At 73.2% G+C, this 25,049-nt stretch carries 20 protein-coding genes and 1 pseudogene; 1 reads left to right on the top strand and 20 read right to left on the bottom strand.

Annotation, left to right across the window (positions count from 1 at the left end):
• Window positions 1–31 precede the first annotated feature (31 nt).
• The 19 genes from E9998_RS05455 to E9998_RS05365 all read right to left on the bottom strand — a co-directional run bounded on the left by E9998_RS05455 (window position 32) and on the right by E9998_RS05365 (window position 22,475).
• On the bottom strand, window positions 32–1,072 hold the full coding sequence (locus E9998_RS05455; RefSeq protein ID WP_136528689.1) for a hemolysin family protein: 1,041 nt from the start codon (window positions 1,070–1,072) through the stop codon (window positions 32–34).
• Complete coding sequence (locus E9998_RS05450; protein ID WP_136528688.1) at window positions 1,069–2,436, bottom strand: hemolysin family protein; 1,368 nt, start codon at window positions 2,434–2,436, stop codon at window positions 1,069–1,071. The genes E9998_RS05455 and E9998_RS05450 overlap by 4 nt, the downstream gene beginning before the upstream one ends.
• A gap of 168 nt (window positions 2,437–2,604) precedes the next feature.
• Window positions 2,605–3,465: a class I SAM-dependent methyltransferase gene (locus tag E9998_RS05445; RefSeq protein ID WP_240037511.1), complete on the bottom strand. Its 861-nt coding sequence runs from the start codon at window positions 3,463–3,465 to the stop codon at window positions 2,605–2,607.
• An 18-nt stretch (window positions 3,466–3,483) separates the two neighbouring features.
• Window positions 3,484–5,004: an aldehyde dehydrogenase family protein gene (locus E9998_RS05440; protein WP_136528687.1), complete on the bottom strand. Its 1,521-nt coding sequence runs from the start codon at window positions 5,002–5,004 to the stop codon at window positions 3,484–3,486.
• Window positions 5,005–5,012: 8 nt separating this feature from the next.
• Window positions 5,013–6,014, bottom strand: coding sequence for a proline racemase family protein (locus E9998_RS05435; protein ID WP_136528686.1), 1,002 nt, complete (start codon window positions 6,012–6,014; stop codon window positions 5,013–5,015).
• 219 nt (window positions 6,015–6,233) lie between these two features.
• Window positions 6,234–7,145 carry a dihydrodipicolinate synthase family protein gene (locus tag E9998_RS05430; protein ID WP_136528685.1) on the bottom strand — a complete coding sequence of 304 codons (912 nt, stop codon included), beginning with the start codon at window positions 7,143–7,145 and terminating at the stop codon, window positions 6,234–6,236.
• A complete protein-coding gene (locus tag E9998_RS05425) occupies window positions 7,142–8,557 on the bottom strand; it encodes an FAD-dependent oxidoreductase (protein WP_136528684.1) in 1,416 nt (471 codons plus the stop codon). Before E9998_RS05425 ends, E9998_RS05430 begins: the two co-directional genes overlap by 4 nt.
• Window positions 8,554–8,889 (bottom strand): (2Fe-2S)-binding protein, encoded by a 336-nt coding sequence (locus E9998_RS05420; RefSeq protein ID WP_136528683.1) that lies wholly within the window; start codon window positions 8,887–8,889, stop codon window positions 8,554–8,556. The genes E9998_RS05425 and E9998_RS05420 overlap by 4 nt, the downstream gene beginning before the upstream one ends.
• Window positions 8,886–10,070: an NAD(P)/FAD-dependent oxidoreductase gene (locus tag E9998_RS05415; RefSeq protein WP_136528682.1), complete on the bottom strand. Its 1,185-nt coding sequence runs from the start codon at window positions 10,068–10,070 to the stop codon at window positions 8,886–8,888. Before E9998_RS05415 ends, E9998_RS05420 begins: the two co-directional genes overlap by 4 nt.
• Window positions 10,071–10,144: 74 nt before the next feature.
• On the bottom strand, window positions 10,145–10,822 hold the full coding sequence (locus tag E9998_RS05410; RefSeq protein WP_136528681.1) for a GntR family transcriptional regulator: 678 nt from the start codon (window positions 10,820–10,822) through the stop codon (window positions 10,145–10,147).
• A 91-nt stretch (window positions 10,823–10,913) separates the two neighbouring features.
• Window positions 10,914–13,712, bottom strand: coding sequence for a beta-L-arabinofuranosidase domain-containing protein (locus E9998_RS05405; RefSeq protein WP_136528680.1), 2,799 nt, complete (start codon window positions 13,710–13,712; stop codon window positions 10,914–10,916).
• On the bottom strand, window positions 13,709–15,142 hold the full coding sequence (locus E9998_RS05400; protein ID WP_136528679.1) for an aminopeptidase P family protein: 1,434 nt from the start codon (window positions 15,140–15,142) through the stop codon (window positions 13,709–13,711). The genes E9998_RS05405 and E9998_RS05400 overlap by 4 nt, the downstream gene beginning before the upstream one ends.
• Window positions 15,139–16,428, bottom strand: a complete 1,290-nt coding sequence (locus tag E9998_RS05395; RefSeq protein ID WP_204745262.1) for an alpha/beta fold hydrolase — start codon at window positions 16,426–16,428, stop codon at window positions 15,139–15,141. The genes E9998_RS05400 and E9998_RS05395 overlap by 4 nt, the downstream gene beginning before the upstream one ends.
• Window positions 16,425–17,297 (bottom strand): ATP-binding cassette domain-containing protein, encoded by an 873-nt coding sequence (locus E9998_RS05390; protein ID WP_136528678.1) that lies wholly within the window; start codon window positions 17,295–17,297, stop codon window positions 16,425–16,427. Before E9998_RS05390 ends, E9998_RS05395 begins: the two co-directional genes overlap by 4 nt.
• A complete protein-coding gene (locus tag E9998_RS05385; RefSeq protein ID WP_136528676.1) occupies window positions 17,294–18,130 on the bottom strand; it encodes an ABC transporter ATP-binding protein in 837 nt (278 codons plus the stop codon). The genes E9998_RS05390 and E9998_RS05385 overlap by 4 nt, the downstream gene beginning before the upstream one ends.
• Complete coding sequence (locus tag E9998_RS05380; protein WP_136528675.1) at window positions 18,127–19,125, bottom strand: ABC transporter permease; 999 nt, start codon at window positions 19,123–19,125, stop codon at window positions 18,127–18,129. The genes E9998_RS05385 and E9998_RS05380 overlap by 4 nt, the downstream gene beginning before the upstream one ends.
• Window positions 19,122–20,096 carry an ABC transporter permease gene (locus E9998_RS05375; RefSeq protein WP_136528674.1) on the bottom strand — a complete coding sequence of 325 codons (975 nt, stop codon included), beginning with the start codon at window positions 20,094–20,096 and terminating at the stop codon, window positions 19,122–19,124. The genes E9998_RS05380 and E9998_RS05375 overlap by 4 nt, the downstream gene beginning before the upstream one ends.
• Window positions 20,097–20,100: 4 nt before the next feature.
• Window positions 20,101–21,786 carry an ABC transporter substrate-binding protein gene (locus E9998_RS05370; protein WP_136528673.1) on the bottom strand — a complete coding sequence of 562 codons (1,686 nt, stop codon included), beginning with the start codon at window positions 21,784–21,786 and terminating at the stop codon, window positions 20,101–20,103.
• A 266-nt stretch (window positions 21,787–22,052) separates the two neighbouring features.
• Entirely contained in the window at window positions 22,053–22,475 is a 423-nt protein-coding gene (locus tag E9998_RS05365; RefSeq protein ID WP_136528672.1) for a YybH family protein, read from the bottom strand.
• A gap of 183 nt (window positions 22,476–22,658) precedes the next feature.
• On the opposite strand from E9998_RS05365, the pseudogene E9998_RS27000 reads away from it, so the two are divergent.
• A pseudogene (locus E9998_RS27000) lies at window positions 22,659–23,444 on the top strand (arylamine N-acetyltransferase family protein); the annotation flags it as partial.
• Between the two features lie 57 nt (window positions 23,445–23,501).
• Here the strand turns inward: E9998_RS27000 and E9998_RS05355 are convergent.
• A complete protein-coding gene (locus E9998_RS05355) occupies window positions 23,502–24,851 on the bottom strand; it encodes a serine/threonine protein kinase (protein ID WP_158299698.1) in 1,350 nt (449 codons plus the stop codon).
• Window positions 24,852–25,049 lie beyond the last annotated feature (198 nt).

The following is a 25,049-nucleotide window of genomic DNA, read 5'->3' as shown; positions in this document are numbered from 1 at the left end:
CCGCGGCCTCGCGGCCGCGGGCACACGCGAATCAGGCGCTGGCCGCGTCCTGGACCTCGCCGATGAGCTCCTCGATGATGTCTTCGAGGAACAGCATCCCGGTGACGGTGCCGCCGGCGCCGGTCACGCTGGCGACGTGGGCGCCCTCGGCCCGGATGCGCGCCAGGGCGTCCTCCAGCTCGGCGTCCGCGGCGACCGCCGGGAGGTCGCGGAGCCGGTCGGCCGGGATCGGCCGGTCGAGCGCGTCGGGGCCGGTCAGGTCGAGCACGTCCTTGAGGTGCAGGTAGGAGCGCGGCGCCCCGTCCGCGCCCTCGACGACGTAGCGGGAGTAGCCGCTGTCGGCGACGGCCTGGCGGACCTGGCGCGGCGTCGCGCCCTGCGGCAGCACGACCAGGTCGGCGAGGGGCACTTCGACGTCGGCCACCGTCTTCTCGGTGAACTCGAACGCGGCGGTGAGCGTCCCGGAGTCGTCCACGAGGGTGCCCTCGCGCTGCGACTCCTCGACGATGGTCGCGACCTCGTCGATGGTGTACGCGCTCTGGGCCTCGTCCTTCGGCTCGACCCGGAAGAGCCGCAGCGCGCCGTTGGCGACGGCGTTCAGCGCCCAGATGACGGGCCGGACCAGTTTGGAGACGAACACCAGCGGCGGCGCCAGGAGCAGCGCGGCCCGGTCGGGCACCGAGAACGCGAGGTTCTTGGGGATCATCTCGCCGAACACGACGTGCAGGAACGTCACCAGCAGCAGCGCCACGGCGAACGCGATGCCGGTGACGGCGCCGGGCGTGAGCCCGGTCCAGCCCAGCGGGTATTCGAGCAGGTGGTGGATGGCCGGTTCGGAGACGTTGAGGATCACCAGCGAGCACACGGTGATGCCCAGCTGGCTCGTCGCCAGCATGAGCGTCGCGTGCTCCATGGCCCACAGCGTGGTCCGCGCGGCGCGGCTGCCCGCGGCGGCGCGCGGCTCGATCTGCGAGCGGCGCGCGGAGATGACGGCGAACTCGGCGCCAACGAAGAACGCGTTGGCCGCCAGCAGGACGACCAGCCACACGAGGCCGGGAAGGTACTCGCTCATCGGTCGGCCTCCTGCTCGAAGGTTTCCAGTATCCGCTCGCGGGTCCCGCCGAAGGCGGGGTCGGTGGCGGGGTCGTCGGGGACGTAGCGCAGCCGGTCGATGCGCGAGCCGGTCACGCGGTCGACGCGGAGCACGCCGCGGTCGAGGCGGACCTCCTCGCCGAGCGCCGGGATGTGTTCGAGGGCGTCGAGCACGAACCCGGCCGCGGTCTCGTAGTCCTCCCCTTCGGGGATGCGGATGCCGGCGCGCTCCCAGAGCTCGTCGGGGCGCAGCGACCCGGCGAAGACCGCCGCGTCGCCGGTCTTGGCGATGAGGTTCTGGCGCCGGTCGTGCTCGTCGTGGACCTCGCCGAGCAGTTCCTCCACGAGGTCTTCGAGAGTGACGATCCCGGCGGTGCCGCCGTGCTCGTCGATGACGACGGCGATCTGGAAGCCCCGCCCGCGCAGCGTGCCGAGCAGGGAGCCGACCCCGGCGGTCTCGGGGACCTTGAGCGGCACGGACATGAGGTCGGTGACCGGCGCCGAGGCCCGCTCGCCGAACTCGACGGCGTAGGCGGTCTTGACGTGGGCCACGCCGATGACGTCGTCCACGTCCTCGCCGAGGACGGGGAACCGGGAGTGCCCGGTCCGGGCCGCCTCGGCGATCACGTCGGCGGCGGTCGCGGTCCGGTCGAGCGTCACCGCCCGCACGCGCGGGGTCATGACCTCGGCGGCGGTGTGAGAGGAGAAGGTCAGGGTGCGGTGGAGCATGACCGCCTCGTCGCGGTCGAGCGAGCCCTCGGTGGCCGAGCGCCGGATGAGGAAGCCGAGCTCTTCGGCGCTGCGCGCCCCCGAGAGCTCCTCCTTCGGCTCGATGCCCATCGACCGGATGACCCGGTTCGCGGTGCCGTTGAACAGCACGATGACCGGCTTGAACACGAAGGTGAAGCCGAGCTGGAACGGGACCACGAGCTTCGCGGTCGCCAGCGGGACCGCCAGCGCGAAGTTCTTGGGCACGAGTTCGCCCAGGATCATGGAGAAGAGGGTGGCGAGGGTGACCCCGACGACGGCGCCGATCGCGCCGACCGCGGATTCGGTGACGCCGAGGCCGATGAGGGGTTCGCGCAGGAGCGAGCTGATCGCGGGCTCGAACGTGTACCCGGCGAGGAGGGTGGTGAGGGTGATGCCCAACTGGGCGCCCGAGAGGTGGGTGGAGGTCACCTTGAGGGCCTTGATGCTCGGGCCGAGGCCCTTCTCGCCGCGCTCTTGGCGGCGTTCGAGCTCGGGCCGGTCGAGATTGACCAGTGCGAATTCGGAGGCTACGAACAGTCCGGTGCCGATGGTCAGCACCACACCGGCGAGGAGGCCCCAGACTTCCGTGCTCAACGCTCACCTCGCTGCTGCATGGCCGGAACCGGCATTGGCCGCCCCGAGGTGAGCCAGGGTTTATGACTGGGTGAATCGTCCATGCGGACGAGGATAGCGGCTGCCGGCAGGGACTTGCACGGTGACGGCGCCCGGATCACAACGCGGGAGGCGTGTGCGGGGATTCGGTCAGGCGGGGCCGGGGTTGGTGGCGCTGACCAGCCAGACGGCGCCGGGGAAGCGGACCGCGCCGTCGATGACGAAGGCGTCGAGGTCGGCGCGGACCTCGTCGACGAGCGACTCCCAGGCGTCGTCGCCGAGTGCCGGGCGGAGCTGCTCCTGGGCGAGGCGTCCGGTGCGCCCGGCGAGGACGCCCGCGATGCGCTGCTCGACGCCGTCGCCGCCGTCGAAGCCGTAGTCGAGGAGGAAGTCGAAGGCGTCGACGGCGATGCCGTCCCATCCGGCGGCCTTGAGGATCGCGGCGGTCCGGTCGGACTCGGCGAAGGCCATGGGGCCGGGTTCGCCGGGGGCTTCCGGGGCGGGCGGGGGGTCGAGGCGGGCGGCGAGGACGCGCGTGCCCGCGGTGAAGACGGGGTTCTCGGCTTCGCCTCGCCAGCAGGCGAACACGAGGCGGGCGCCGGGGGCGCAGGCGGCGCGGAGGTTGGCGAAGGCGGCGACGGGGTCGTCGAAGAACATGACGCCGAAGCGGGAGACGACGCGGTCGAAGGGGGTGCCGGGGGCGGCGGCGAGGAGGTCGGCGGTCTGGGCGTCCTCGACGATGACGGTGGCGCCCGGGACGCGGCGCGAGGCGGCCTCGGCCATGGTCGCCGAGATGTCGACGCCGACGGCTGCGGCGCCCGCGGCGTCGGTCGCGGCGAGGAGGGTGCCGGTGCCGCAGCCGACGTCGAGGACGCGCAGTCCGGGTGCCGGTGCGGCGGCGTCGAGGATCGCCCTCGTGACCGGGCCGAAGACGGCGTCGTAGACCGCCTCGTTCGCCACCCAGCCGGCGGCTCCTTCGGTCCAGTTCGCTCGCATCGTCTCGTTCGCCACTCGGTCACCATACCGGTGTCAGGCGCGGGCGCGGTCCCCCCAGCCCGCGGACTCGCCCGCGGGTGCGATGCGCTGCGGTACGCCCCAGGGGTTGTCGTCGCGCAGGGGCGCGGGGAGGACGTCGGCGGGGGCGTTCTGGTAGGCGACGCCGCGCAGGAAGCGGGCGATGGCGGCGGTGCCGACGCTGGTGCCGCCATTGGTGGTGGCGGGCCAGGGGCCGCCGTGGCGCATGGCGGGGGTGACGGCGACGCCGGTGGGCCAGCCGTCGAAGAGGACGCGTCCGGCGCGGCGGGCGGCGGCGCGGGCGAGGGCGGTGATGTCCTCGCGGTCGGTGCGGTGGACGGTGACGGTGAGCTCGCCTTCGAAGAGGGTCTCCAGGAGGTCGGCGTAGTCGGTGTCCGCAGGGGATTCGACGAGGATCGCTATGGGGCCGAAGCATTCGGTGAGCAGTGCGTCGGGGTGGGGGCGGAAGACGTCGAGGGGGACGGCGAGGATCGTGGGCGTCGCCCAGCCCTGGCCGTGCTCGTCGGTGCGGATCGAGCCGGGGGCGATGAAGCGCACGCCCGCGGCGGAGAGGATCGCCTCGCGGCCGGCGGTGTAGTGCTCGGCGATGCGCGGGTCGAGCATCCGGTGCTCCCCCACCGCGGCGGCGGCGTCGGCGATGGCGGCGTCGAGGCCGTGCCCGGCGGGGAGGAAGACGAGGCCGGGTTTGGTGCAGAGTTGGCCCGCGGAGCCGCTGACGCTGGCGACGAGGCCCGCGGCGAACTCGGGGCCGCGTTCGGCGATGGCGCCGGGCGTGGCGAAGACGGGGTTGACGCTGCCGAGTTCGCCGTAGAAGGGGATCGGGGCGGGCCTGGCGGCGGCGATGTCGGCGAGGAGGCGCCCGGCGCGCAGGGAGCCGGTGAAGGAGGCGGCCTTGACGAGGGGGTGGCGCAGCATCGCGACGCCCGCGTCCTGGCCTTCGATGAGTTGCATTGTGCCCGTTGGGAGTCCGGCCTCTTCGAGGGCGGCGGCGGCGAGCGCGGCGGTCTGCCGGGCGAGGCGGGGGTGGCCGGGGTGGGCCTTGACGACGACGGGGTTCGCGGCGGCGAGCGCGGCGGCGGTGTCGCCGCCGGCGACGGAGAAGGCGAAGGGGAAGTTCCCGGCGGCGAAGTTGAGAACGGGGCCGACGGGTTCGTTGGCGCTGCGCACGTCAGGGCGGGGGCCGAGCGCGAAGTCGGGGTCGGCGAAGTCGATGCGGGCGTCGAGGTGGGCGCCGTCCAGGACGGTGTCGGCGAAGAGGCGCAGCTGGACGGCGGTGCGGTTGAGCTCGCCGCGCAGGCGGGCCTCGGCGAGGCCGGTCTCCTCCATCGCGGTCGCCACGAGGTCGTCGGCGTTCGCGGCGAGGCGGTCGGCGAGGGCGACGAGGGCGGCGGCGCGGACGGTCGGGGGCAGCGCGGCGAGCGCGGGCGCGGCGGCGTGCGCGGCGCGGGCGGCGGCTTCGACCCGGTCGGGCGTGGTCTCCGGTGCGGTGTGCTGCTGCGTGGTGTCCTGCGTCATTGCGGCTCCTAGAACTGGAATCCGGTGGGGAACGGGTCGGTGGGGTCGAGCGTGTACTGGGCGGTGCCGGTGATCCAGGCGCGGCCGGTGACGGTGGGGACCACGGCGGGCCTGCCGTCCACGTCGGTCTCGGCGACGAGGCGGCCGATGAAGCGCGACCCGATGAAGGACTCGTTGACGAAGTCGGTGTCGAGGGCGAGTTCGCCGCGGGCCCACAGTTCGGCCATGCGCGCGGAGGTGCCGGTGCCGCAAGGGGACCGGTCGAACCAGCCGGGGTGGATGGCCATGGCGTGGCGCGAGTGGGCGGCCGTGGAGCCGGGCGCGATGAACTCGACGTGGTGGCAGTGGTCGACCCCTTCGATGAAGGGGTGCTTCGGCGGCGCGGCCTCGTTGATCGCGTCCATGATCGCGAGTCCGGCGGCGGCGATGTCGTTCTGGCGGGCGCGGTCGAAGGGGAGTCCGACGGCGTCGAGGTCGACCACGGCGTAGAAGTTCCCGCCGAAGGCCATCGAGTACGGGACGGCGCCGAGGCCCGGCACGTCGACGCTCGTGTCGAGCGCTTCGACGTAGCTGGGCACGTTCTCGATGGTGACGGACTCGGCGCGGCCCTCGCGCACGGCGACGCGGGCGGTGACCGGCCCGGCGGGCGTGTCGAGGCGGATCTCGGTGACCGGTTCGGTCACGGCGACCATGCCGGTCTCCACCAGGACGGTGGCGACGCCGATGGTGCCGTGGCCGCACATGGGCAGGCAGCCGGAGACCTCGATGTAGAGCACGCCCCAGTCGCAGTCCTCGCGGGTGGAGGGCTGGAGGATCGCGCCGCTCATCGCGGCGTGGCCGCGCGGCTCGTTGACGAGGAACCTCCGCAGGTCGTCGAGGTGCTCGATGAAGTGGAGGCGCCGTTCGTTCATGGTCGAGCCGGGGACGACGCCGACGCCGCCGGTGACGACGCGGGTCGGCATCCCCTCGGTGTGCGAGTCGACGGCGCTGATCAGCCGTGTCGTTCTCATGTTCGTCCTCTCGCGAAGGGACCCCGCGGGCGCCGGTCGCGCCGCGGGGGTTGAGGCGAGGGGGTGTCCGGTGAGTCAGGGCGAGTCGGTATCCGAGTCCATTCGTTCGCTCGCGAGGCGGAAGGGTCTTCGAATACCGGGGTTGTATTCGAAGACCCGACAACGAAGCGAGCGGGCGAATGGGCCGGATAGCGGCCGGCCTGGTTCACCGGAGACCCCCTAACGTGCCGCGGCGAAGTCCAGGGCGTGTCGCGTCTCGCGGGCGACCTGCTGGCGCTGGGCCTCGGAGAGCGGGCCGCGCGGCGGGCGGGTGGGGCCGCCGTAGCTGTTCCCGGCGATGTCCATGGAGAGCTTGATGGCCTGCACGAACTCGGTCTTGGAGTCCCAGCGGAACACCGGGACCAGGCCGGTGTACAGCTCTCGGGCCCGCTCGATCTCGCCGGCCTTGACGAGGTCGTAGATCTCGACGGCCTCGCGCGGGAAGGCGTTGGGGTACCCGGCGAACCAGCCGGTGGCCCCGACGACGAGCGATTCGAACAGGAGGTCGTCGGCCCCGGCGATCACGTCGATGCCGCAGCGCTCCTTGATCTCCAGGACGCGGCGGATGTCGGTGGAGAACTCCTTGATCGCCACGACGTTCTCGAGTTCGGCGAGCTCGGCGACGAGGTCGGGCACGAGGTCGACCTTGGTGTCGATCGGGTTGTTGTACATCATGATCGGCAGGCCGACCTCGTCGACGCGGGTGTAGTGCTCGACGACCTCGGCGCGGTTGGCGCGGTAGATCGTGGGCGGCAGCAGCAGGACGCCGTCGGCGCCGTCCTCCTTCGCGTGCTCGGCCCACTGGACGGCCTGGTGCCAGCCGACGCCGTGGACGCCCGCGACGACCAGGCCGCGGCCCGCGACGGTCTCGACGGCGACCTGGACGACCTTGCGCCGCTCCTCGTCGGTGAGCGAGGAGTACTCGCCGAGCGAGCCGTTGGGGCCGACGCCGCGGCACCCGTTCGCGATGAGGAAGTCGCAGTGCTCGGCGAACCGGTCGTAGTCGACCGCGAGCCCGCCGGGCGCCTTCGGGTCCTCTTTGAACGCGAGGGTCGTCGCGACGATGACGCCGCCGAGGTCGAAGTTCGTCATTGGGTGTCCTTCCCGCCGTGGGGCGTGGTGGCGAGCCCGGCGAGATCGCCGAGCCGGATCGGTGCGGCCAGCGGGCGCTGGTCGGAGGTGTCGGCGGCGCTCGCGGGGGCCGCTCCGGTGAGCTCCTCCACGGTGCGCCCGCACATGCGCGCCTGGCAGATGCCCAGGCCCGCACGGGTGGTGAGTTTGAGGGAGCGCAGCGAGTCCTGCGCGGTGGCGGCGGCGGTGTCGCGCAGGCGCCCGTACGGGACCTCCTCGCAGCGGCACACGACCGTGTCGTCGCGCAGCCAGGCCCGCCAGCCGGGGCGGACGCCGTGGGCGGCCTCGATGCGGCGGGCGACGTCGTCGGCGGCCCGGCGGCGGCGCAGGTCGGCGCGGAGCGCGGACCGGTCGCCCCCGGCGGCGCGGTGCCCGGCGATCCGGCCTTCGACCAGGGCCGCGTCCACGCCGCCGATGCCGGTGATCTCGCCCGCGGCGTAGACGCCGGGGACGCTGGTGCGCTGGTCGGCGTCCACGAGGACGAACCGGTCGGGGCCGGTGCGGCAGCCCGCGGCGATCGGCAGTTCGAGCCGGGGCGTGAAGCCGTGGCTCACGCACACCGCGTCGACCGCGACGGTCCGCTCGGTGCCGGGCACCGGCGCCCAGTCCGCGTCGAGGCGGGCGATGACGGCCTCCTCCACGCGCCCTTCGCCCCGCGCCTCGACCACGGCGGCGCCGAGGCGGTAGGGGATGCGGCGGCGCAGGTGGTGGCCGAGGTACCCGGCGAGTTCGGGGCCCTTGCGGGCGGCGCCGAGCAGGCGGTGGGGGCGGGCGAGCCAGCCTTTGGCGGCGTGGAGCGGGCGGGCGGCCTCGTAGACGCCGAGGACTTCGGCGCCCGCGTCGGTGAGCGAGCGGGCGACCGGCAGCAGGAAGGGCCCGGCCCCGGCGACGACGGCGCGGCGACCGACCGCGATCCGCTCGCCCTTCGCGAGCGCCTGCGCCGCACCGGCGGAGAAGGTGCCGGGGAGGTTCCAGCCGGGGAAGGGCAGCGTGCGGTCGTGGGCGCCGGTGGCGAACACGATCGCGTCGGCGGCGAGCGCGAGCGGCTCGCGCCCGGCGGCGTCGGCGGGGCCGACCAGGACGCGCACGGTCACCGCGCCGGTGGTCTCGACCGCCCAGACCTGGGCCTCGGTGAGGACCGTGATCGCCTCGTCCGCCGCGACGCGCTCGCGCAGGCGCTCGAACAGGGGCCAGCCGTGGTGGAGTCGGGCCTCGCGGACGCTCGAGCGTTCGGGCGGCAGGTGCCGCCAATACTGGCCGCCGAGGCCGTCCCCGGCGTCGAGGAGCGTGACCATCGCGCCGGCGTCGGCGGCGGCCACGGCGGCGCTGAGTCCGGCGGGGCCCGCGCCGATGACGAGGACGCTGACGCTCATGGCCGCTCCCCCGGTTCGGTGCCGTCGTTGGAGGTGCCGTCGTCTTGGGTCTCGACGGCGTCGCCGTCGCGGGCGCGGCGCATGCAGGTGCGCACGTCGCTCTCGCCGTTGACGGTGGCGACGCAGTCGAAGCACACGCCGATCCCGCAGAAGGCGCCCCGCGGGTGCCCGGCGACGGTGGTGCGCCAGGCGGTCCGGCCGTGGGCGAGCAGGACCCCGGCGATCGACTGGCCTTGCAGCCCTTCGAGGGTCGCCCCGTCCACGGTGATGCGCAGCGGACTGGCGGCGGCGGGCCGGATCGGGTCGGCGGCCCGTGGGACGAGTTCGCTCACGGCGTGCCTCCGAGGTGGGCGGCCAGGCTCGGGCGCGCGAGCTGGAACGGGGCCGGATCGAGGGGCGGTTCGGTCCCGGTGAGCTGGGCGCACAGCAGGGAGGCGGTGACGCCCGCGAGGCCGATCCCGGCGCCCTCGTGGCCGGTGGCGTGCCACAGGCCGGGGTGGCGGTGGTCGGGGCCGACGACCGGGAGGTGGTCGGGCATGTAAGGCCGGAAGCCGCCGTAGGCGCGGATGACGGGGGTGTCGGCGAGGAACGGGAAGAGCCGCACCGCGCGCCGCGCGATCTGGGCGAGGACCTCGACCCGGAGCCGGTCGTCGAAGCCGATCTGCTCGCGGCTGGAGCCGATGAGGACGGTCCTGCCGGGCGTGGACTCCACGACGCTGGAGGTCTGGAGGTCGGCGGCGGCCGACTGGGTCGCGCCGAAGTAGTCGCCGTCGTAGACCTTGTGGCGCACCCGCTGCGCCATGCGGGCGGTCACCAGGACCATGCCGCGGCGGGGGCGCACCGGGACGTCGGCGCCGAGGGCGGCGGCCGCGTCGCCCGACCAGGGCCCGGCCGCGACGAGGACGGCGCCCGCGCCGATGTCGCCCGCGCGGGTGCGCACGCCGACGAGGCGGCCGGCGCGGTCGCGGACCGCGCCGAGGGCCTCGGTGCCGGTCAGGACGGTCGCTCCCGCGAGCCGGGCCGAGGCGAGCAGCGCCTCGGCGGCGACCACGGGCTGGAGCTGGGCGTCCTGCGGGTAGTGGACGGCGGCGGTGAGGGCGGGGTTGAGGTCGGGTTCGAAGGCGAGCGCGGCGGCGGCGTCGAGGTGCTCGACGGCGACTCCGGCGGCGGCCTGGCCGTTTGCGAAGGCGCGCAGCGGTTCGGCCCCGGCCTCGGTGAGGGCGACGACGACGCCGCCCTTGCGCTGGTACTCGACGGAGGGGAAGGCGGCGCCGAGTTCGTCGGCGAGCTCGGCGGCCAGGCGGGGCCAGTCGGCCGAGGCGTGGAGGGCGAGGTCGAGTTCGGGGCCGGGCGCCTTGTCGGAGACGAGGAGGTTGCCTTCGCCGCGGGCGCTGGTGGCCCCTGCGGCGGCGCCGCGTTCGAGGACGACGACGCTGAGGCCCGCTCGCGCGAGCGCCCGCGCGCAGGCGGCGCCGACGATCCCGGCGCCGATGACGACCACGTCGGCGTTCATGCCCTCCCTCTCTCAGTAATATGTCACATTCTACAGGGAGTTCCATCGACTCCCGTGCACGGTCGCGCGGCCGTTCAGCCCGCGGGCTCCTCGGCCTTGCCCGCCCACCAGCCGACGGCGTGGCGGATGTGCTGGCGCATGAGGTCCGACACCGCATCCGCGTCGCCCGCGGCCAGGTGGTCGAGGATGCGGTGGTGCTCCTGCGCCGAGACGTGCAGCATACTGGTCTCCACCAGGGAGGCGAGGCCGACGAGCCGGGTGCGCGCGCGCAGTTCCGCGATCGTCTCGACCAGCACGGTGTTGCCGAGCATCGCCGTCAGGTCCAGGTGGAAGCGCTGGTCGGCCAGCAGGTACGCGGTGAGGTCGCCCGAGGCCGCGCCGGTCACGATCTCGTCGGCCTGCTCGCGCAGCGCCTCCAGGCGGTCGGCGGGGAACGCCGCGGCCAGGCGCGCCATCGCGGGCGGCTCCAGGAGCAGCCGGATCTCGACGATGTCGTGCAGCAGGTCGTCGCTCACGGCCGTGACGCGGAAGCCCTTGTTGCGCACCGGCTCCACGAAGCCGCGCTTCTCCAGGTCGAGGATGGCCTCGCGCACCGGGGTCGCCGACACCGCGAACCGCTCGGCCAGGCGGGGCACCGTCAGGAGGGTGCCGGGCGCCAGTTCGCCGGAGATGATCGCCAGCGACAGCGTCCGCTCCACCCGCGCGCGCAGGCTCTCGCCGGGTTCCAGCCGTTGGTCGGAGGACAGTGTCATGTTCCGGTTCGCCTTTCGATGCGGCGCGTTCGAGTCCGAGGCCGCCGAACAGCGTACGCCCCGCGACCATTGTGCGCTGTGATTCGCGTGGTCATCGCGGCCGGGCCTTCCCGGGCAGGACCAGGCGCCGCCGGGGCTCCTCGTTGCCCGCCCGGTCGGTCGCGGCGTACTCGATCACCTGCGGCTCCTCCCCGATCGCGCGCACGAACGCCTCCTGGAAGGTGCCCCAGAACGTGCCCGGGCCCTCCCACTGGACGCGCTCGACACCGGACACGCCGTCCTCGGCGTGCAGCGTGATCTCGACGCTCGCGCCGAGGTCCTTGACGGTGGCGCGCGAGACGGGCGCGGCGGTGTCGACGCCGACCTCCCGGACGGTGGTGCCGCTCAGGCCCGCGGCGTCGGTCGCGCGGGCCTCGATGCGCCGCACGCCTTCGCCGTCGAGGCGCACCGGCGCGGTGTAGGGCGTCCAGTCGCCGCCGTCGAGGCGCAGCTCCAGGCGGAGCCCGCCCTCATCGGCGCCGTCGACGTCGAAGCCGCGCAGGCGGACGCGGGGCGCGGTGGTGAACCAGCCGGAGGGCGCGGGCGCGTCGAGCAGCTCGATCGCGACGGCCGGGGGCACGCGCGCGGCGTCTGGCGCCAGCGCCCAGAGCGTCACGGTCACCCGCTCCCCCGCCGAGGCGGCGTCGAACTCGCGGCGCCCGGTCGCCGGGACGCGGGCGCCCGCGGCGGTGAGGCCGAGTTCGGCGAGCGCGGGGGCCGGGTCGGTGCCGGGTTCGAGCGCGAGGGAGCGGCGGACGGTGCCGTCCCCGGTGGTGTCGAAGAGGGCCGCGGCGGTGAGGACGCGCGCGAGTTCGGCGCGGCCGAGGAGGCCTTCGGCGCGCACGCGGGCGGCGACGGCGGCGACGCGGTCGAGGAACGATGCGCGGTCGGGGAACGATCCGGGCGACCAGAGGTCGTCGAGGAAGGTGGAGCCGTCCGGGCGGACCCGGTTGGGGACGCCGGTGCCCTTGCCGCCGAAGGCGATCTCGCTGTCAGCCGAGCGCACGTACATGTGGTAGCGGGCGTCGCCGCCGGACCAGGCGGGTTCGAAGGCGACGCCGTCGATCGTGACGGTGCCGTCGCGGGCGAGTTCGGCGAGGAGTTCGGTGCCGGTGCGGCCGGTGAGGAGGGCGCCGTCGAGGCCGCGGCGTCCGGCGAGCGGGAGGGCGAGGCCCGTGGTGGCGTCGGAGCGGGCGAGCAGGAGGGTCGGTCCGAGGAGGAGCGCGCATTGGCGCGGGTCGTCGGGGGTCGGCTCGGCGCGGAGCTGGACGGGGGTGTCGAGGTGGAGCACGTCTCCGGCGCGCCAGGCGCGGGTGACGGAGGCGTACCGGCCGGGGGCGGTCGCGACGCCGGCGGGGGCGCCGTTGAGGCGCAGCGCCGGTTCGCCCGCCGCCCAGCGGGGGACGCGGATGCGGACGGTGCGTTCGGCTCCGTCGGGTTCGCGGCCGGGGAGGGGGCGCAGTCGCAGCGCGAGGCGTTCGCCCAGGGGGTGGTCGGCGGCGAGGTCGACTTCGAGTCCGGCCTCGTCCCAGGCGAGGCGGGCGTCCGCGGGGAGGTTGACGTGCAGTTCGCCGGGGGCGTGGAGGAACACGGTGTCCTGGTATTTGACGTGGTTCTCCAGTCCCGTGCCGCCGCAGCAGGTGCCGACGTTGTCGTATTCGCGGAGGGCGCCGGGGTGGACGGGGAACATGTAGGTGACTTCGGGGCTGGTGTCGGAGCGGGCGTCCTTGCGGGAGCCGAGGACGTGGTTGAGGACGGTGCGCTCGTAGTAGTCCATGTAGCGCGGCTCGCGGGTGTGGGCGTAGAGCCTGCGGGCGAGTTTGAGCAGGTTGTAGCTGGCGCAGGTCTCGGCGTTGCGGTGGCCCACGTCGCCCGCGACGGCGCCGGGCGGGCCCCACAGCTCGCTCTCGCCGGTGCCGCCGTGGGCGTAGACGCGCCCGGGGACGACGAGGTCCCAGATCCCGGCGGCGGCGTCGAGGTAGCGGCGCTCGCCGGCCTGCTCGTACTCCTCGACGTAGCCGACGAGTTGGGGCAGGTGCTGGTTGGCGTGCATGTCGGTGAGGACGTCGGCGCCGCCGGTCCCGGCGGCGAGGAGGTGGTCCTGGTCGAAGTACGCGGCGGTTTCGAGGAGGCGCGGTTGGCCCGCGGCGGCGGCCAGGCGCGCGAGGGTCTCGTTCATGCCGCCGAACTCCCCGGCGATGTAGAGCGACCACATGCGTTGGCGCCGTTCGTGGTCGAGTTTCGAGAGGCGGCCGTGGACCCAGTGGCCCATGTCGGCGGCGATCGCCAGCGCCTGATCGTTCCCGGTGAGTTCGAAGGCGTCGAGGAGTCCGGCCATGAGCTTGTGGCAGGTGTAGTAGGGGGCCCAGATCTCGCCGTAGGGGGCGTAGTCCTCCAGGCGGGAGAACTGCCATTCGCCGTAGGCGGCGAGGAACCCGGGGTGGGAGTAGCGGCCGGTGGCGGCGAGGGCGGCCCGGACCTCGCCGAGGCCGGCCACGAGTTCGTCCGCTTTGGACTTGAGGCCGGGGTCGCGTTCACCTGCGGCGGCCATCGCGAGCATGGAGAGGAAGTGCCCGGCGTAGTGGCCGCGCAGGAGGTTCGCGGTGGGGGCGTGTTCGCGGCCGGGGTAGTCGGTCTCGCTCCAGGCGTCCTCGTCGGGGTGGCCGAAGTCCTCCCAGTTGCCGGGCGGGAGGGCCCCGCGGGTGTCGAGTCCGGCGTTGCGGCGGAAGACGGCGAGGAGGCGGTCGACGGGGTAGGCGCGGGCGAGGTGGAGGGTCTCGTCGCGGGCGCGGGCGAAGGCGCCTTCGACGCGCACGTCCCCGAGGGGGAAGGGCCGCAGGGGAGTCGTCATCGTCCGGCCTCGGCGAGGCGGGCGCGGGTCCAGGCCTCGACGCCGTCGGCGTCGATGGGCAGGGCCGCGGAGAGCACTTCGGCGCCGTCGGCGGTGACGAGCACGTCGTCTTCGAGGCGGACGCCGATGCCGCGCAGTTCGGGCGGGACGGTGAGGTCGTTGGCGTGGAAATAGAGTCCCGGCTCGACGGTCATGACGACGCCCGCTTCGAGGTCGGCGCCCATGTAGTCCTCGTATTCGGACTGGGAGCAGTCGTGGACGTCGAGGCCGAGGTGGTGGCCGATGCCGCAGGCGAGGTAGCGGCGGTGCTGCTGGCCTTTCGGGGAGAGGGCCTCGTCCACGGAGACGGGCAGGAGGCCCCAGTCGTGGAGGCCCTGCGCGACGACCTCCATGGCGGCGAAGTGGAAGTCGAGGTAGGCGGTGCCGGGGCGGATCTGTGCGAGCCCTGCGCGGTGGGCGCGTTCGACGAGGTCGTGGACGTCGCGCTGGCGGGGGCCGAAGGTGCCGTCGGCGGGGAGGGTGCGGGTGACGTCGGCGGTGTAGAGGCTCCGGGTCTCCACGCCCATGTCGAGCAGGAGGGCGGCCTCGGGGAGGACGGGGCCGTCGCAGCGGACCCAGTGGAGGACGGGCGCGTGGTGGCCGGAGCCGACGATGGTGGCGTAGCCGGGGCCGTTGCCGAAGGTGCGGGCGTGGCGGTCGAAGGTGCCCTGGAGCCAGCGTTCGCCCAGGCCCTCGGCGACGGCGCGGGGCACTTCGCGGGCGACGGCGGCGAAGCCGTCGACGGTGGTGTCGACGGCGAGGCGCATCTGCTCGATCTCCCAGGCGTCCTTGACCATCCGCAGTGTCGAGAGGTGGCGGCCGAGGGCTTCGGAGCGTTCGAGGCCGAGGCTCGCGAGGAGGGCCTCGGGCACCGAGCGGGAGGCGAGGGCGCCGGTGAGGCCGGTGGCGCCGTCGAGAGCCGTGACCGGTTCGACCTGGATCTGGAGGGCTTCGGACCAGGACTTGAGGCCCGGGGAGGCGCCGACCCACAGTTCGCCGTGGGCGGCGTTCGCGAAGAAGCCGGTCTCGCCGGGGCGGAAGGGCGCGGGCAGGTGGAGGCGGGCGTCGTGGCCGCCGGGGCGGGGGGTCATGACGAGGACGGCGCCTTCGGCCGCGCAGCCGGTGAGCCACGCGAAGTCGCTGTCGGCGCGGAAGAGGTACTCGCAGTCGTCGTTGCGGACGGGTGCGGTGCCGGAGGCGACGACGATCGCCTTGCCGGGCACGCGTTCGCCGAGACGGCGCCGGTGGGCGGCGGCGGCCTCGGCGGCGCCGGGGACGACGGCGGCCGGGACCGCCTCCTCGCCCCAGCCTTCGGCGATGCGCTCGGTGAAGGCCGGGATGTCGGCCAGGCGCGGGTAGCGGGTGCCCGCGTAGGGGGGCCGTTCGGTCATCGCTGTTCTCCTCCTCGGTCGCGGACGAGTTCGCGCAGGCGGGCGAAGACCCGTTCGGCGCCGATCCCGTCGTGCTCGTACTCGTTGGTGACCCAGGCCTGGGCGTTGCCGAGGCCCTGAAGCGTTGCCAGTTGCAGTCCTGAGTCGACGAACATGTCGTCGAAGTAGACGGCCGCGGCGACGGGGACGTCGTTGGCGGCCAGGCGCGCGGGGTCGAGGACGGGGCTCCATTCGGTGCGCTCGGCGAGGGCGCGCACGGCGGGCCCGAAGCCGCGCAGGAGCCTGACCTCCTCGAACATCCACGGGAAGGCCATCTCGCCGGTGAACGGGAGCGGGCGGCGGGCGCCGTCGAACTCGGGCCTGCGGTCCCGTTCGCGCTGGGCGGCCCACGCGGTGGGGCCGTTGGGCCCGTCGCCGTAGATGGACTCCTGGAGGGTCCAGAAGAGGGGGTTGGCGGCCGAGGAGGTGCGGGCGAGGACCCCGGCGAGGAAGCCTTCGGAGAGGCGGTCGCCGTCGATGAAGGCGTCCTCGACGAGCCAGTGCATCCGCTCGAAGCCGGGCTTCATGCCGAAGTCGATGCCGAGGGTCTGGAAGCGGTGCACGGTGAGCGGGTCGCCGTCGGGCAGGAGCACGGGCGCGGCGGCGAGCCGGTCGGCGATCGCGGCGACGCGCTCGACGTCCTGCGGGTAGCGGCGGTAGTACTCGGCGGTCTTGGCGGCGACGCGGTCGAAGGTGCGGCGGTAGACCTCGTCGGCGCTCATCGGGTTGCCGGGGATGCCGCCGCACACATAGGCGGCGCTGAGCGCCTCGGGCGCGTGCGAGAGGTAGGCGAGGGTGAGCCAGCCGCCGTAGCTCTGGGCGAGGGTGGCCCACTTGCGGCCGCCGTAGACCTCGGCGCGCACGTGTTCGAGGTCGCGGACGATGGAGTCGGCGCGGAAGCGCGCGAGGTGCTCGGCGCCGTCCTCGGCGCCCATGCCCTCCACGGACCGGGCGTCGAGCGGGGTGCTGCGGCCGGTGCCGCGCTGGTCGACCAGGACGACCCGGTAATGCTTGAGGGCCTCGGCGATCCAGCCGCCCGGCTCCAGGGGCCGCGGGTTCGCGCCGCCGGGGCCGCCTTGGAGGTAGGTGAGGAGCGGCAGGTCGTCGCCTCGCTTGTCGGGGTCGGTGAGTTCGCGGACGAACACCTCGATCTCGCCGCGCGGGTCCCACCAGTCGAGCGGGACGCGCACGGTCCGCTCGCGAATCCACATGCCCGGCATGGCGTACTGCTCGGTCGCCTCGTTCATCGCTGCGCGTCCTCCTGTTCGCGGGCCCTGCGGGCCGCCTCGTTGCGCCGCCGTGCCGCGTCCCACTCGGGTCTGATGCGGGGCACGGCGGCGAGGAGCTTCCGAGTGTAGGGGTCCTTCGGGGTGTCGAAGACCTGGTCGCGGTCGCCGGTCTCGACGATGCGGCCGCCGTTCATGACCGCGACGCGGGTCGCGATCTGGCGCACCACGGCGAGGTCGTGGGCGATGAACAGGCAGCTGAAGCCCTCCTCGTCCTGAAGGCGCCGAAGGAGGTTGATCACCTGCGCCTGCACGGAGACGTCGAGCGCGGAGACGGCCTCGTCGGCGATGATCATCTTCGGCGCGACGGCGAGCGCTCGGGCGATGCCGATGCGCTGCGCCTGGCCGCCGGAGAACTGGGCGGGGAATCGCGTCGAGTGGTCGGGGTCGAGGCCGACGCGCTCCATGAGGGCGCCGGTGTAGGCGCGGGCGCCGCCGGGGATCGGGCGGCGCTGGTAGACCAGGGGCGCCGTGACGATGCGCTCGACGGTGTGCTTGGGGTTGAGCGAGGAGTAGGGGTCCTGGAAGACCACCTGGACCTCGCTGCGGAAGGCGTGCAGGTCCTTCCCGGTGAGCGCCTGGACCTCGCGGCCGTCGAACTCGATCGTGCCGGCGGTGGTGTCCACGAGGCGGGCGATGAGGCGGGCGGTGGTGGACTTGCCGCAGCCGGACTCGCCGACGAGGGCGAGGGTCTCGCCGCGGCGCACGTCCAGCGAGACGTCGTCGACGGCGCGCAGGCGCGCGGAGCGGCCGAAGAGCCCGCCGCCGCGGACGTCGAACTCCTTGACGAGGTTGCGGGCCCGCAGGAGCGTCCCGGGTGCGTCGGTCATGACTCGGCCTCTCCGGCGGTGGTGCGCAGCAGCCCGATCTCGTCGTCGATGCGCGGGACGGCTTCGAGGAGCATCCGCGTGTAGGGCTCGCGCGGGTCGGTGAAGATCCGCTCGGCGGTGCCGCTCTCGACCAGGTCGCCGTCGCGCATGACGACGATGCGGTCGGCCACCTCGCTGACGACGGCGAGGTCGTGGGTGATGAGGATGAGGCCCGCGCCCGTGTCGGCGCGGATCTCGGCCAGGAGGTCGAGGATCTGCGCCTGGACGGTGACGTCGAGGGCGGTGGTCGGCTCGTCGGCGATGATGAGCTCGGGCTCCATGCTCAGCGTCATGGCGATCATGACGCGCTGGCGCATCCCGCCGGAGAACTGGTGCGGGTAGTGGTCGACGCGGCGGGCGGCGTCCTCGATGTGGACGCGCTCCATGGCGGCGATCGCGACCCTGCGGGCCTGGCGGCGGGTCACGCCGCGCCGGTGCGCCTGGTAGGCCTCGGCGATCTGGGTGCCGACGGTGTAGTACGGGTTCAGCGAGGACAGCGGGTCCTGGAAGACCATGGCGATGCGGTCGCCGCGCACCGCCCGCATGGCCCGCTCGCGCAGGGCCGTCAGCTCGGTCCCGGCGAACTCGATGGAGCCGGACCTGGTGGCGCCCTTGGGGAGCAGCCCCATGATCGCCAGGCTCGTCATGGACTTGCCCGAGCCGGACTCGCCGACGATGCCGAGGGAGCCGCCGCGGTCGAGGTCCAGGTCGAGTGCCTTGACGACCTCGCCGGGCCCCGAGGCGGTCGGGAAGGCCACGGTCAGGCCGCGCACGCGCAGCAGTGCCTCGCTCATGTCGCGCTCCCCACTCGCACCCGCGGGTCGATGGCGGTGTACAGCAGGTCGACGACCATGTTGCCGACCACGACCAGGAAGGCCGCGAGCAGCGTGACGCCCATGATGACCGGCTGGTCGTTCTTGGTGATCGAGTCGGCGGCGAGCTTGCCGATGCCGTTGAGCCCGAACACGGTCTCGGTGATGAGGGCGCCGCCGAGGAGGCTCGCGAAGTCCATCCCGAAGATCGTGACGATCGGGGTCAGGGCCGGGCGCAGCGCGTGCCGCCGCCACACGAGCCCGGGGCCCAGGCCCTTGGCGCGCGCGGTACGCACGTAGTTCTCCTGGAGCGTCTCGATGACGTTCGCCCTGGTGAGTCTGGTGTAGACGGCGGCGGCGCCGATCGCGAGCACGATCCAGGGCATGAGGAAGTTCATGAACCACTGCACGGGGTCCTCGCCGAACGGCACCGCGTGCGGGAACGGGAGCCATCGGAGGGTGACCACGAGCAGGAACTGGAGCGCGAGCGCGAGCACGTAGTTGGGGATCGACATGCCGGTGAGGGTGAGCCCGGCGATGAAGCGGTCGGCGAAGCGGCCCTCGCGCACGGCGCTGACCAGGCCCGCGGTGACCCCGGCGAGGAGCCAGAGCACGGCCGCGCCGATCGCGACGGTGGCCGAGACCGGCAGCCGCTGCACGATCATGTCGGTGACGGGCTGGCTCGACTGGAACGAGTAGCCGAGGCAGGGGGCGGCGCACTCGACGGCGTTGGCGCCCGTCCCGTAGGTGCGACCGGCGAAGAGCCCGGACAGGAACGTCCAGAACTGGGTCCAGAAGGGCCGGTCGAGGCCGAGGTTCGCGCGGATCTGGTCGATGGCCTCGGTCGTGCAGTTCTTCCCGCACACCTGCACCGCGGGGTCGGGCGAGAGCACGAAGAAGATCACGAAGGTGAACAGGCACACCAGGAAGAGGACGACGACCATGCCGGCGACGCGGTTGAGCAGGAAGCGGATCATGCGCGCGCGCCTCCGGTCTCGGCGAGTCTCCTGATGCGGTCGCCCAGGACGGTGAACGAGAGCACCAGCAGGAACAGGCAGGCGCCCGGGATGAGGAAGTAGGCGGGGTCGACGGCGTACCAGGGCACTGAGCTGGCGATCATCTGGCCCCACGAGGGCGTCGGCGGGACGACGCCCACCCCGAGGAACGACAGGCCCGCCTCGGTGCCGACGTAGCCGGGCACGGCGAGGGTGGTCATGACGATGATGGTGGAGGCGAGGTTCGGCAGGATCTCCTTGAAGATGATCTGCCCGCTGGAGGCGCCCGAGGCCTTGGCGGCCTCGACGAACTCGCGCTCCTTGAGCGACATGGTCTGCCCCCGCACGATCCGGGCGAGGTAGGGCCAGCCGAAGAACGAGATCACGCCGACCAGCAGGAATTGTCGGTTCTCGGCGGGCAGCGCCGAGAGCACGGCGATCATGAAGATGAGCGCCGGGAAGGCCATGAGGAACTCCATGACCCGCGAGACGACCATGTCGACCTTCCCTCCGAAGTACCCGGCGGTGAGGCCGAAGACCACGCCGAGGACGCTCGTCAGGACCGTCGCCGAGAGCGCGATCGTCATCGACACCCTGGCGCCGTAGACGATGCGCGCGAAGATGTCGCGCCCGCTGCCGGGTTCGACGCCGAACCAGTGCTCGGCGCCCATGCCGCCCGCCGCGCCGAGCGGGAGCCCGGCCATGTCGGGGTCGACGGCGCTCTGGTCGAACTCGTAGGGTCCCCAGCCGCTGAGCTTGACGATCAGCGGGGCGGCGAGGGCCATGAGGAGGACGAGGAGGATGTAGACGCTGCAAGCGAGGGCTGCGCGGTCCTTGAGGAAGGCGCGGGCGAGGCGTCGCCCCGAGGCCGGCGGCGAGGGCGGCGCGTTGTCGCGCGCCGCCTCGCCGCCTTGGGCGCCTTCCACTTCGAGCTCGGTCGGAGTGAAGGTCATGCGATCAGCCCTGCGACGGGTCCTTGAGCCCGATGATCGCGAGGTCGGTCATGCTCGTGCTCGGGTGGTAGCCGGCGATGTTCGCGCCGGGGAGGAAGAGGCCCTTCTCCAGGACGAGCGGGGCCATCGGCGCCAGCGCCATGACCTCCTCGTCGAACTCGCCCCACTGGACGTTCGCCTCGGCGAGGTCGGCGATGGCCTTGATCTCGTCGATGCGGGCGTTCACGGCGGCGTCGTCGAGCTGGGCGAGGTTGGTGTTGCCCTTCTCGGTGATGAGGCGGCCGTCGACGAGCGGCGGCACCATGGTGCTGGCGCTGGAGGCCCAGTCGGGGCACCAGCCGGTGATGGCGGCGTCGCTCTGCTGGGAGGGCGTGCCGATGGTCTCGTAGTAGGTCGAGGTGTCGATGACGTTGAGCTCGACTTCGACGTTGATCGCCTTGAGCGCCTCCTGGACCGCTTCGGCCTGGGCCTGCATGGACGGCTGCGCGCGGATGTCGAGGACGAAGGAGAAGCCGTCTTCGAGGCCGACCTCTGCGAGGAGTTCGAGGGCCTTCGCGGGGTCCCCGGCGTAGTCCTCGCTGGGGTAGAGGTCGAAGTCCTTGTGGCCGCTGACGGCGGTGGGGATGATCGTGGTCGCGGGGTCGGCGAGCTGGGTGCCGCCGGACGCGGTCTGGATGGAGGCGCGGTCGAGCGCGTAGTTGACGGCCTGGCGGACCTCGACCTGGTCGAAGGGCGCCTTGGTGGTGTTCATGCCCATGTAGGTGGTGCAGAACGCCGGGGACGCGATGAGGCGGTCCTGGAGTTCGGGGGTCTGGACGCGCGGCAGGGTCGCGGCCTGGATCTTCCCGGCGATGGCGTTGACGTCGGTGCCCTGCCCGGCGAGGAGTCGCTCGTCGATGGTGGCCGCTTCGAGGCCGATCTCGAACTCCCACGCGTCGGGGTAGGCCTTGCGGACGTCGTCGGTGTCGGCGTCCCAGTGCTCGTTGCGCACCAGCTTGATGAGGCTGCCGGGCGTGTAGGTGTCGAGCGTGTAGGGGCCGGAGGCGATCACGTCGTTGATGAACTCGTCGCCCGCGCCGGAGCCGACGGGGAAGGGCACCGCGTTCGGCTGCGCCAGTACGTTGTCGAACTCGGGGAAGGGCTCGATGAGGTGGAAGACGATGGTGTGCTCGTCGGGGGTCTCGATGCCGGGGTGGTCGCCGGACTGGTAGGGCCCGGCGTAGTCCTCGGGGGCGTCGACGGTCTGCTTGAGCCACGGGGAGCCGATGCCGATCTCGGGGTCCCAGGCGCGGGAGATGCCGAACTCGACCTCGGCGGCGGTGATGGGGTCGCCGTTGTCGAACTTGAGGCCGTCTTTGAGGGTGTAGGTCCAGGTGAGGCCGTCTTCGGAGGCGGTGCCGAGGCTTTCGGCGAGGTCGGGGACGATCGCGTTGGGGTCCTCGGCGTCGCCTGCGGCCTGCATGGTGAGGCCCCGGTAGATGAGGCGGTAGAAGGCGTTGACGCCGCCGTCGAAGCCGCGCGCGGGGTCGAGGTAGGAGAAGTCGGCGTTCTGGAGCATGTGGACGGTGCCGCCGGCGACGGGGTCGTCGCCGGCGCCGCCGGTGGAGTCGGAGGGGCCGCCGGTACAGGCGGTGAGCAGCAGCGCCGTGGCGGCTGCGGCCGCCGCGGCGCTGGTCGCCTTCTTGATCATGAGGGACTTCCTATCGGTGATCGGCGGGGATGGGGCGTAGGGGGACTCGGCGCTACAGCGGGGGCCGCGACGGGGTGCGGCACGGTCACGGAGCAGCCATGGAAGCGCCGCTTCCGCGTCGCCGCACCGTCGGTTTTCAGTAACATATCACATATCACATATCACTGGAACCGGTGCTGAGCTGCGATTTTCTTCGTGAGATCGCGCCGCGGGCACGGTGAACGGCCGCGCCGGGAGGCCCCGACGCGGCCGTCTTCGATGCCTCGCTAGGGCTCCAGATCCCTGACGCCCGCGCCCGTGCGGAGGTCGAGCGGGACCGAGACCTGATCGTGGACGATGCGCCAGGATTCACCGATCCGCTTGAAGCAGAAGGTGACCCGCACCCACATGCCGGCGGTCGCGGTCCCGTCCCCGAGCGTCCCGCTGAGCCGCCCGAACCCGTACCCGAACGCCAACGCCCCGTCCACCGCGAGCTCCAGGTCCCGCACCTCGTAGTCGACCTCGGCGAACACCGCGAACACGTTCGCCCAGTTCCGCAGCTTCGCCTCGACGCCGACGTGCCGCAGCGGCGCCTCCACGTCGAAGGACACCATGTCCTCGGCGTACACGCGCCGCAGCGCCTCCAGGTCCCTCGCCCGGAGCCCCTCCACGATCGCACCGACCACGTCTCGAACCGCGTTCTCGCTCATTGCCCTTGCCCTCCTTGACAGTCGACTGCACCCCTATGACCGCGCAGCGCGCCGAAACCTGACAGTCCTAGGACCATCCGCCTAGTGCCCCTACGCCGCTGGACCGATGCGGCCGCGGCCGCGGGTCGATAACGTCGGAGTCCGGGCGCCCGGGCGGCGCGAGGAGCGAGGAGGGGAAGCGGCATGAGCGGCAGCGAAGACACCGGATGGGCCGTCGGCGCACTCGACCTGGAGGCCTACGTCGAGCGGATCGGGTACACCGGTCCTCTGCGGCCGGACCTGGAGACCTTCGCGGGCCTGCACCGCGCGCACCTGGCGGCCGTGCCGTTCGAGAACCTCGACGTCATGCTCGGGCGGGGACCGAGCGCCGAACTGCCCGACATCGCGGCCAAGATCCTCGGCCGCCGCCGCGGCGGGTACTGCTTCGAGATGAACGCCCTGTTCGCCGCCGCGCTGGAGCGGATCGGCATTCCCTTGCGGCGCAGCCTCATCCGCACCGGCGACCCGCTCGTGCACCCGCGGCCGCGCTCGCATCTCGTCGCGCTCGCCGAGTTCGGCGGCCGGACCTGGCTGGGCGACGTGGGCTTCGGCTCGGGCCCGTCCGAGCCGTTCCCGGTCGACGGCGAGGGGCGGTTCCCCCAGGGCGCGTGGACGTACCGCGTGACCGAGCCGTTCGCCGACGGCGACCGGCGCGTGCAGGAGCTGCGAAGCGGGCGCTGGGAGACGATGTACACGCTCATCCCCGACGCGACCTACCCCGTGGACGTGGCCCTCGCGAACGAGAGCACCGCGACCAGCCCGACCTCGCCGTTCACGCGCCGCCCGATCGTCGTCAAGCGCGGCCCCGACACCGAGACGCGGCTCATCGGACGCACGCTCACGGTCGCAGGGCCCGACGCGACGGTGTCCACGAGGGAGGTCGTCGACGACGAGTACGCCGCCGTCCTCGCCGAGTACTTCGACCTGGAGCTGACCGAGGAGGAGACGACGCTCGTGACCGCGGCGATCCCGGAGGCGCCCGCCGGGTTACGGGCACTCGTGCAGGCCCCAGTAGGCGAGGTCGACCGCCTCGTCGAAATCGGCCTCGGACCCGGCCTCCGGGCGCTGCGAGACGATCTCGCAGCCCTGCGGCTGCGGCCCGCTGAACAGCAGCGTCGACGCGATCCGCACGTCCGTCCAACCAAGCTCGTTCAGGTGGTCGCGCGCCTCGGCCGCGTCCATGCCGACCACGTCCGGGAGCGTCCCGCCGACCGCCGGGGACGACTCGTCGCCGCCGCCGGGGTCCGAGGTGGTCTCGACGGGCAGTGCCGTCGCCCCTGCCGCGACCGAAGGTTCCTGCGAGGGTTCGTCCACCGACTCGGCCGCCCGGACGCCGGGCCCGGACGGTCGCTCGGTGCTCCGGAACGCCACCGCGGGCGCGCCGGACTCCGCGTCGGCCCCCGAGGGCGGCCAGTGCTGCCAGACCGCGACCACGGCGAGCACCAAAACAAGCGCGGCGACGAGGTACACCGCCCGCGGCACCCGCCGCCCGCGCGCTTCGGCGGGCGCCTCCTCGGACCGCTTGGCGCGGCGGCAGGCCGCGGCGAGTTCGGCCGCCGAGGCCCAGCGCTCGGCGGGGTCCTTGCGCAGGCAGCGCGCCACGATTGCCGCGACGGCGGGAGGGACCGACTCCGGCAGCGGCGGCGGTTCCTCGTAGAGGTGGGAGTGGACGATGCCGCGCGGGTCCTCGGCGTCGAAGGGCGGGCGCCCGGTCAGGCACTCGTAGGCGACCGCGCCGAGCGAGTAGAGGTCGGCGGCGCCGCCGACCTCGCGGCCGGCGAGCTGCTCGGGCGAGACGTACGACGGAGTGCCCATGATGCCGTCGGCCGAGGTCAGCCGGGCCTCGCCGTCGGTGAGCGAGATGCCGAAGTCGACCACGCGGAGCCTGCCGTCGGACTCCACGAGGAGGTTGCCGGGCTTGACGTCCCGGTGCACGACCCCGCCGCCGTGCGCCACGGCGAGCGCCTCGGCGGCCGCGGCGACATACCGCAGGGTCTCCTCGGCCGGGAGCGGCCCCCGCTCGGCCAGCAGCGCCGAAAGCGGCACACCCTCGACCAGTTCCATGACGATGTACCGCAGCTTCCGGCGCCCGCTCGCGTCCTCGCCGCAGTCGTAGACCTCCACCAGCCCCGGCCCCCGCAGCGCGGCCAGGATCTTGGCCTCCCTCGCGAAGCGGTCCTGCGCGCGCGGCGAGTCGTCGAGCCCGCGGTGCAGGACCTTCACCGCCACCCGCCGCTCCAGCAGCATGTCGAACCCGCGCCAGACCTCGCCCATGCCGCCGGTGGCAATGGGCCCGTCGAGGCGGTACCGCCCGGCGACGAGCGTTCCGATGTACAAGTGTGCTCCCGCTGAGAACCGCGGCCGACGCTGCGACCGCCGCCGAAATGACCGCCGAATGGCATTTGCACAGTACCGATCCCCCACGCCCGGCCCTCCACCGAGAACCCTCGCCGAACCCCCACTCCCCCAGGCGTTTCCCGTCCCCGCACCCACAAGGCGACCCCCACCGCCACCTCGTGGTTCACCCGTTCGTGG

This window comes from Glycomyces paridis (genome assembly GCF_004912155.1).
Taxonomy (GTDB): Bacteria; Actinomycetota; Actinomycetes; order Mycobacteriales; family Micromonosporaceae; genus Glycomyces; species Glycomyces paridis.
This window is presented reverse-complemented; position numbering and strand designations above follow the sequence as displayed.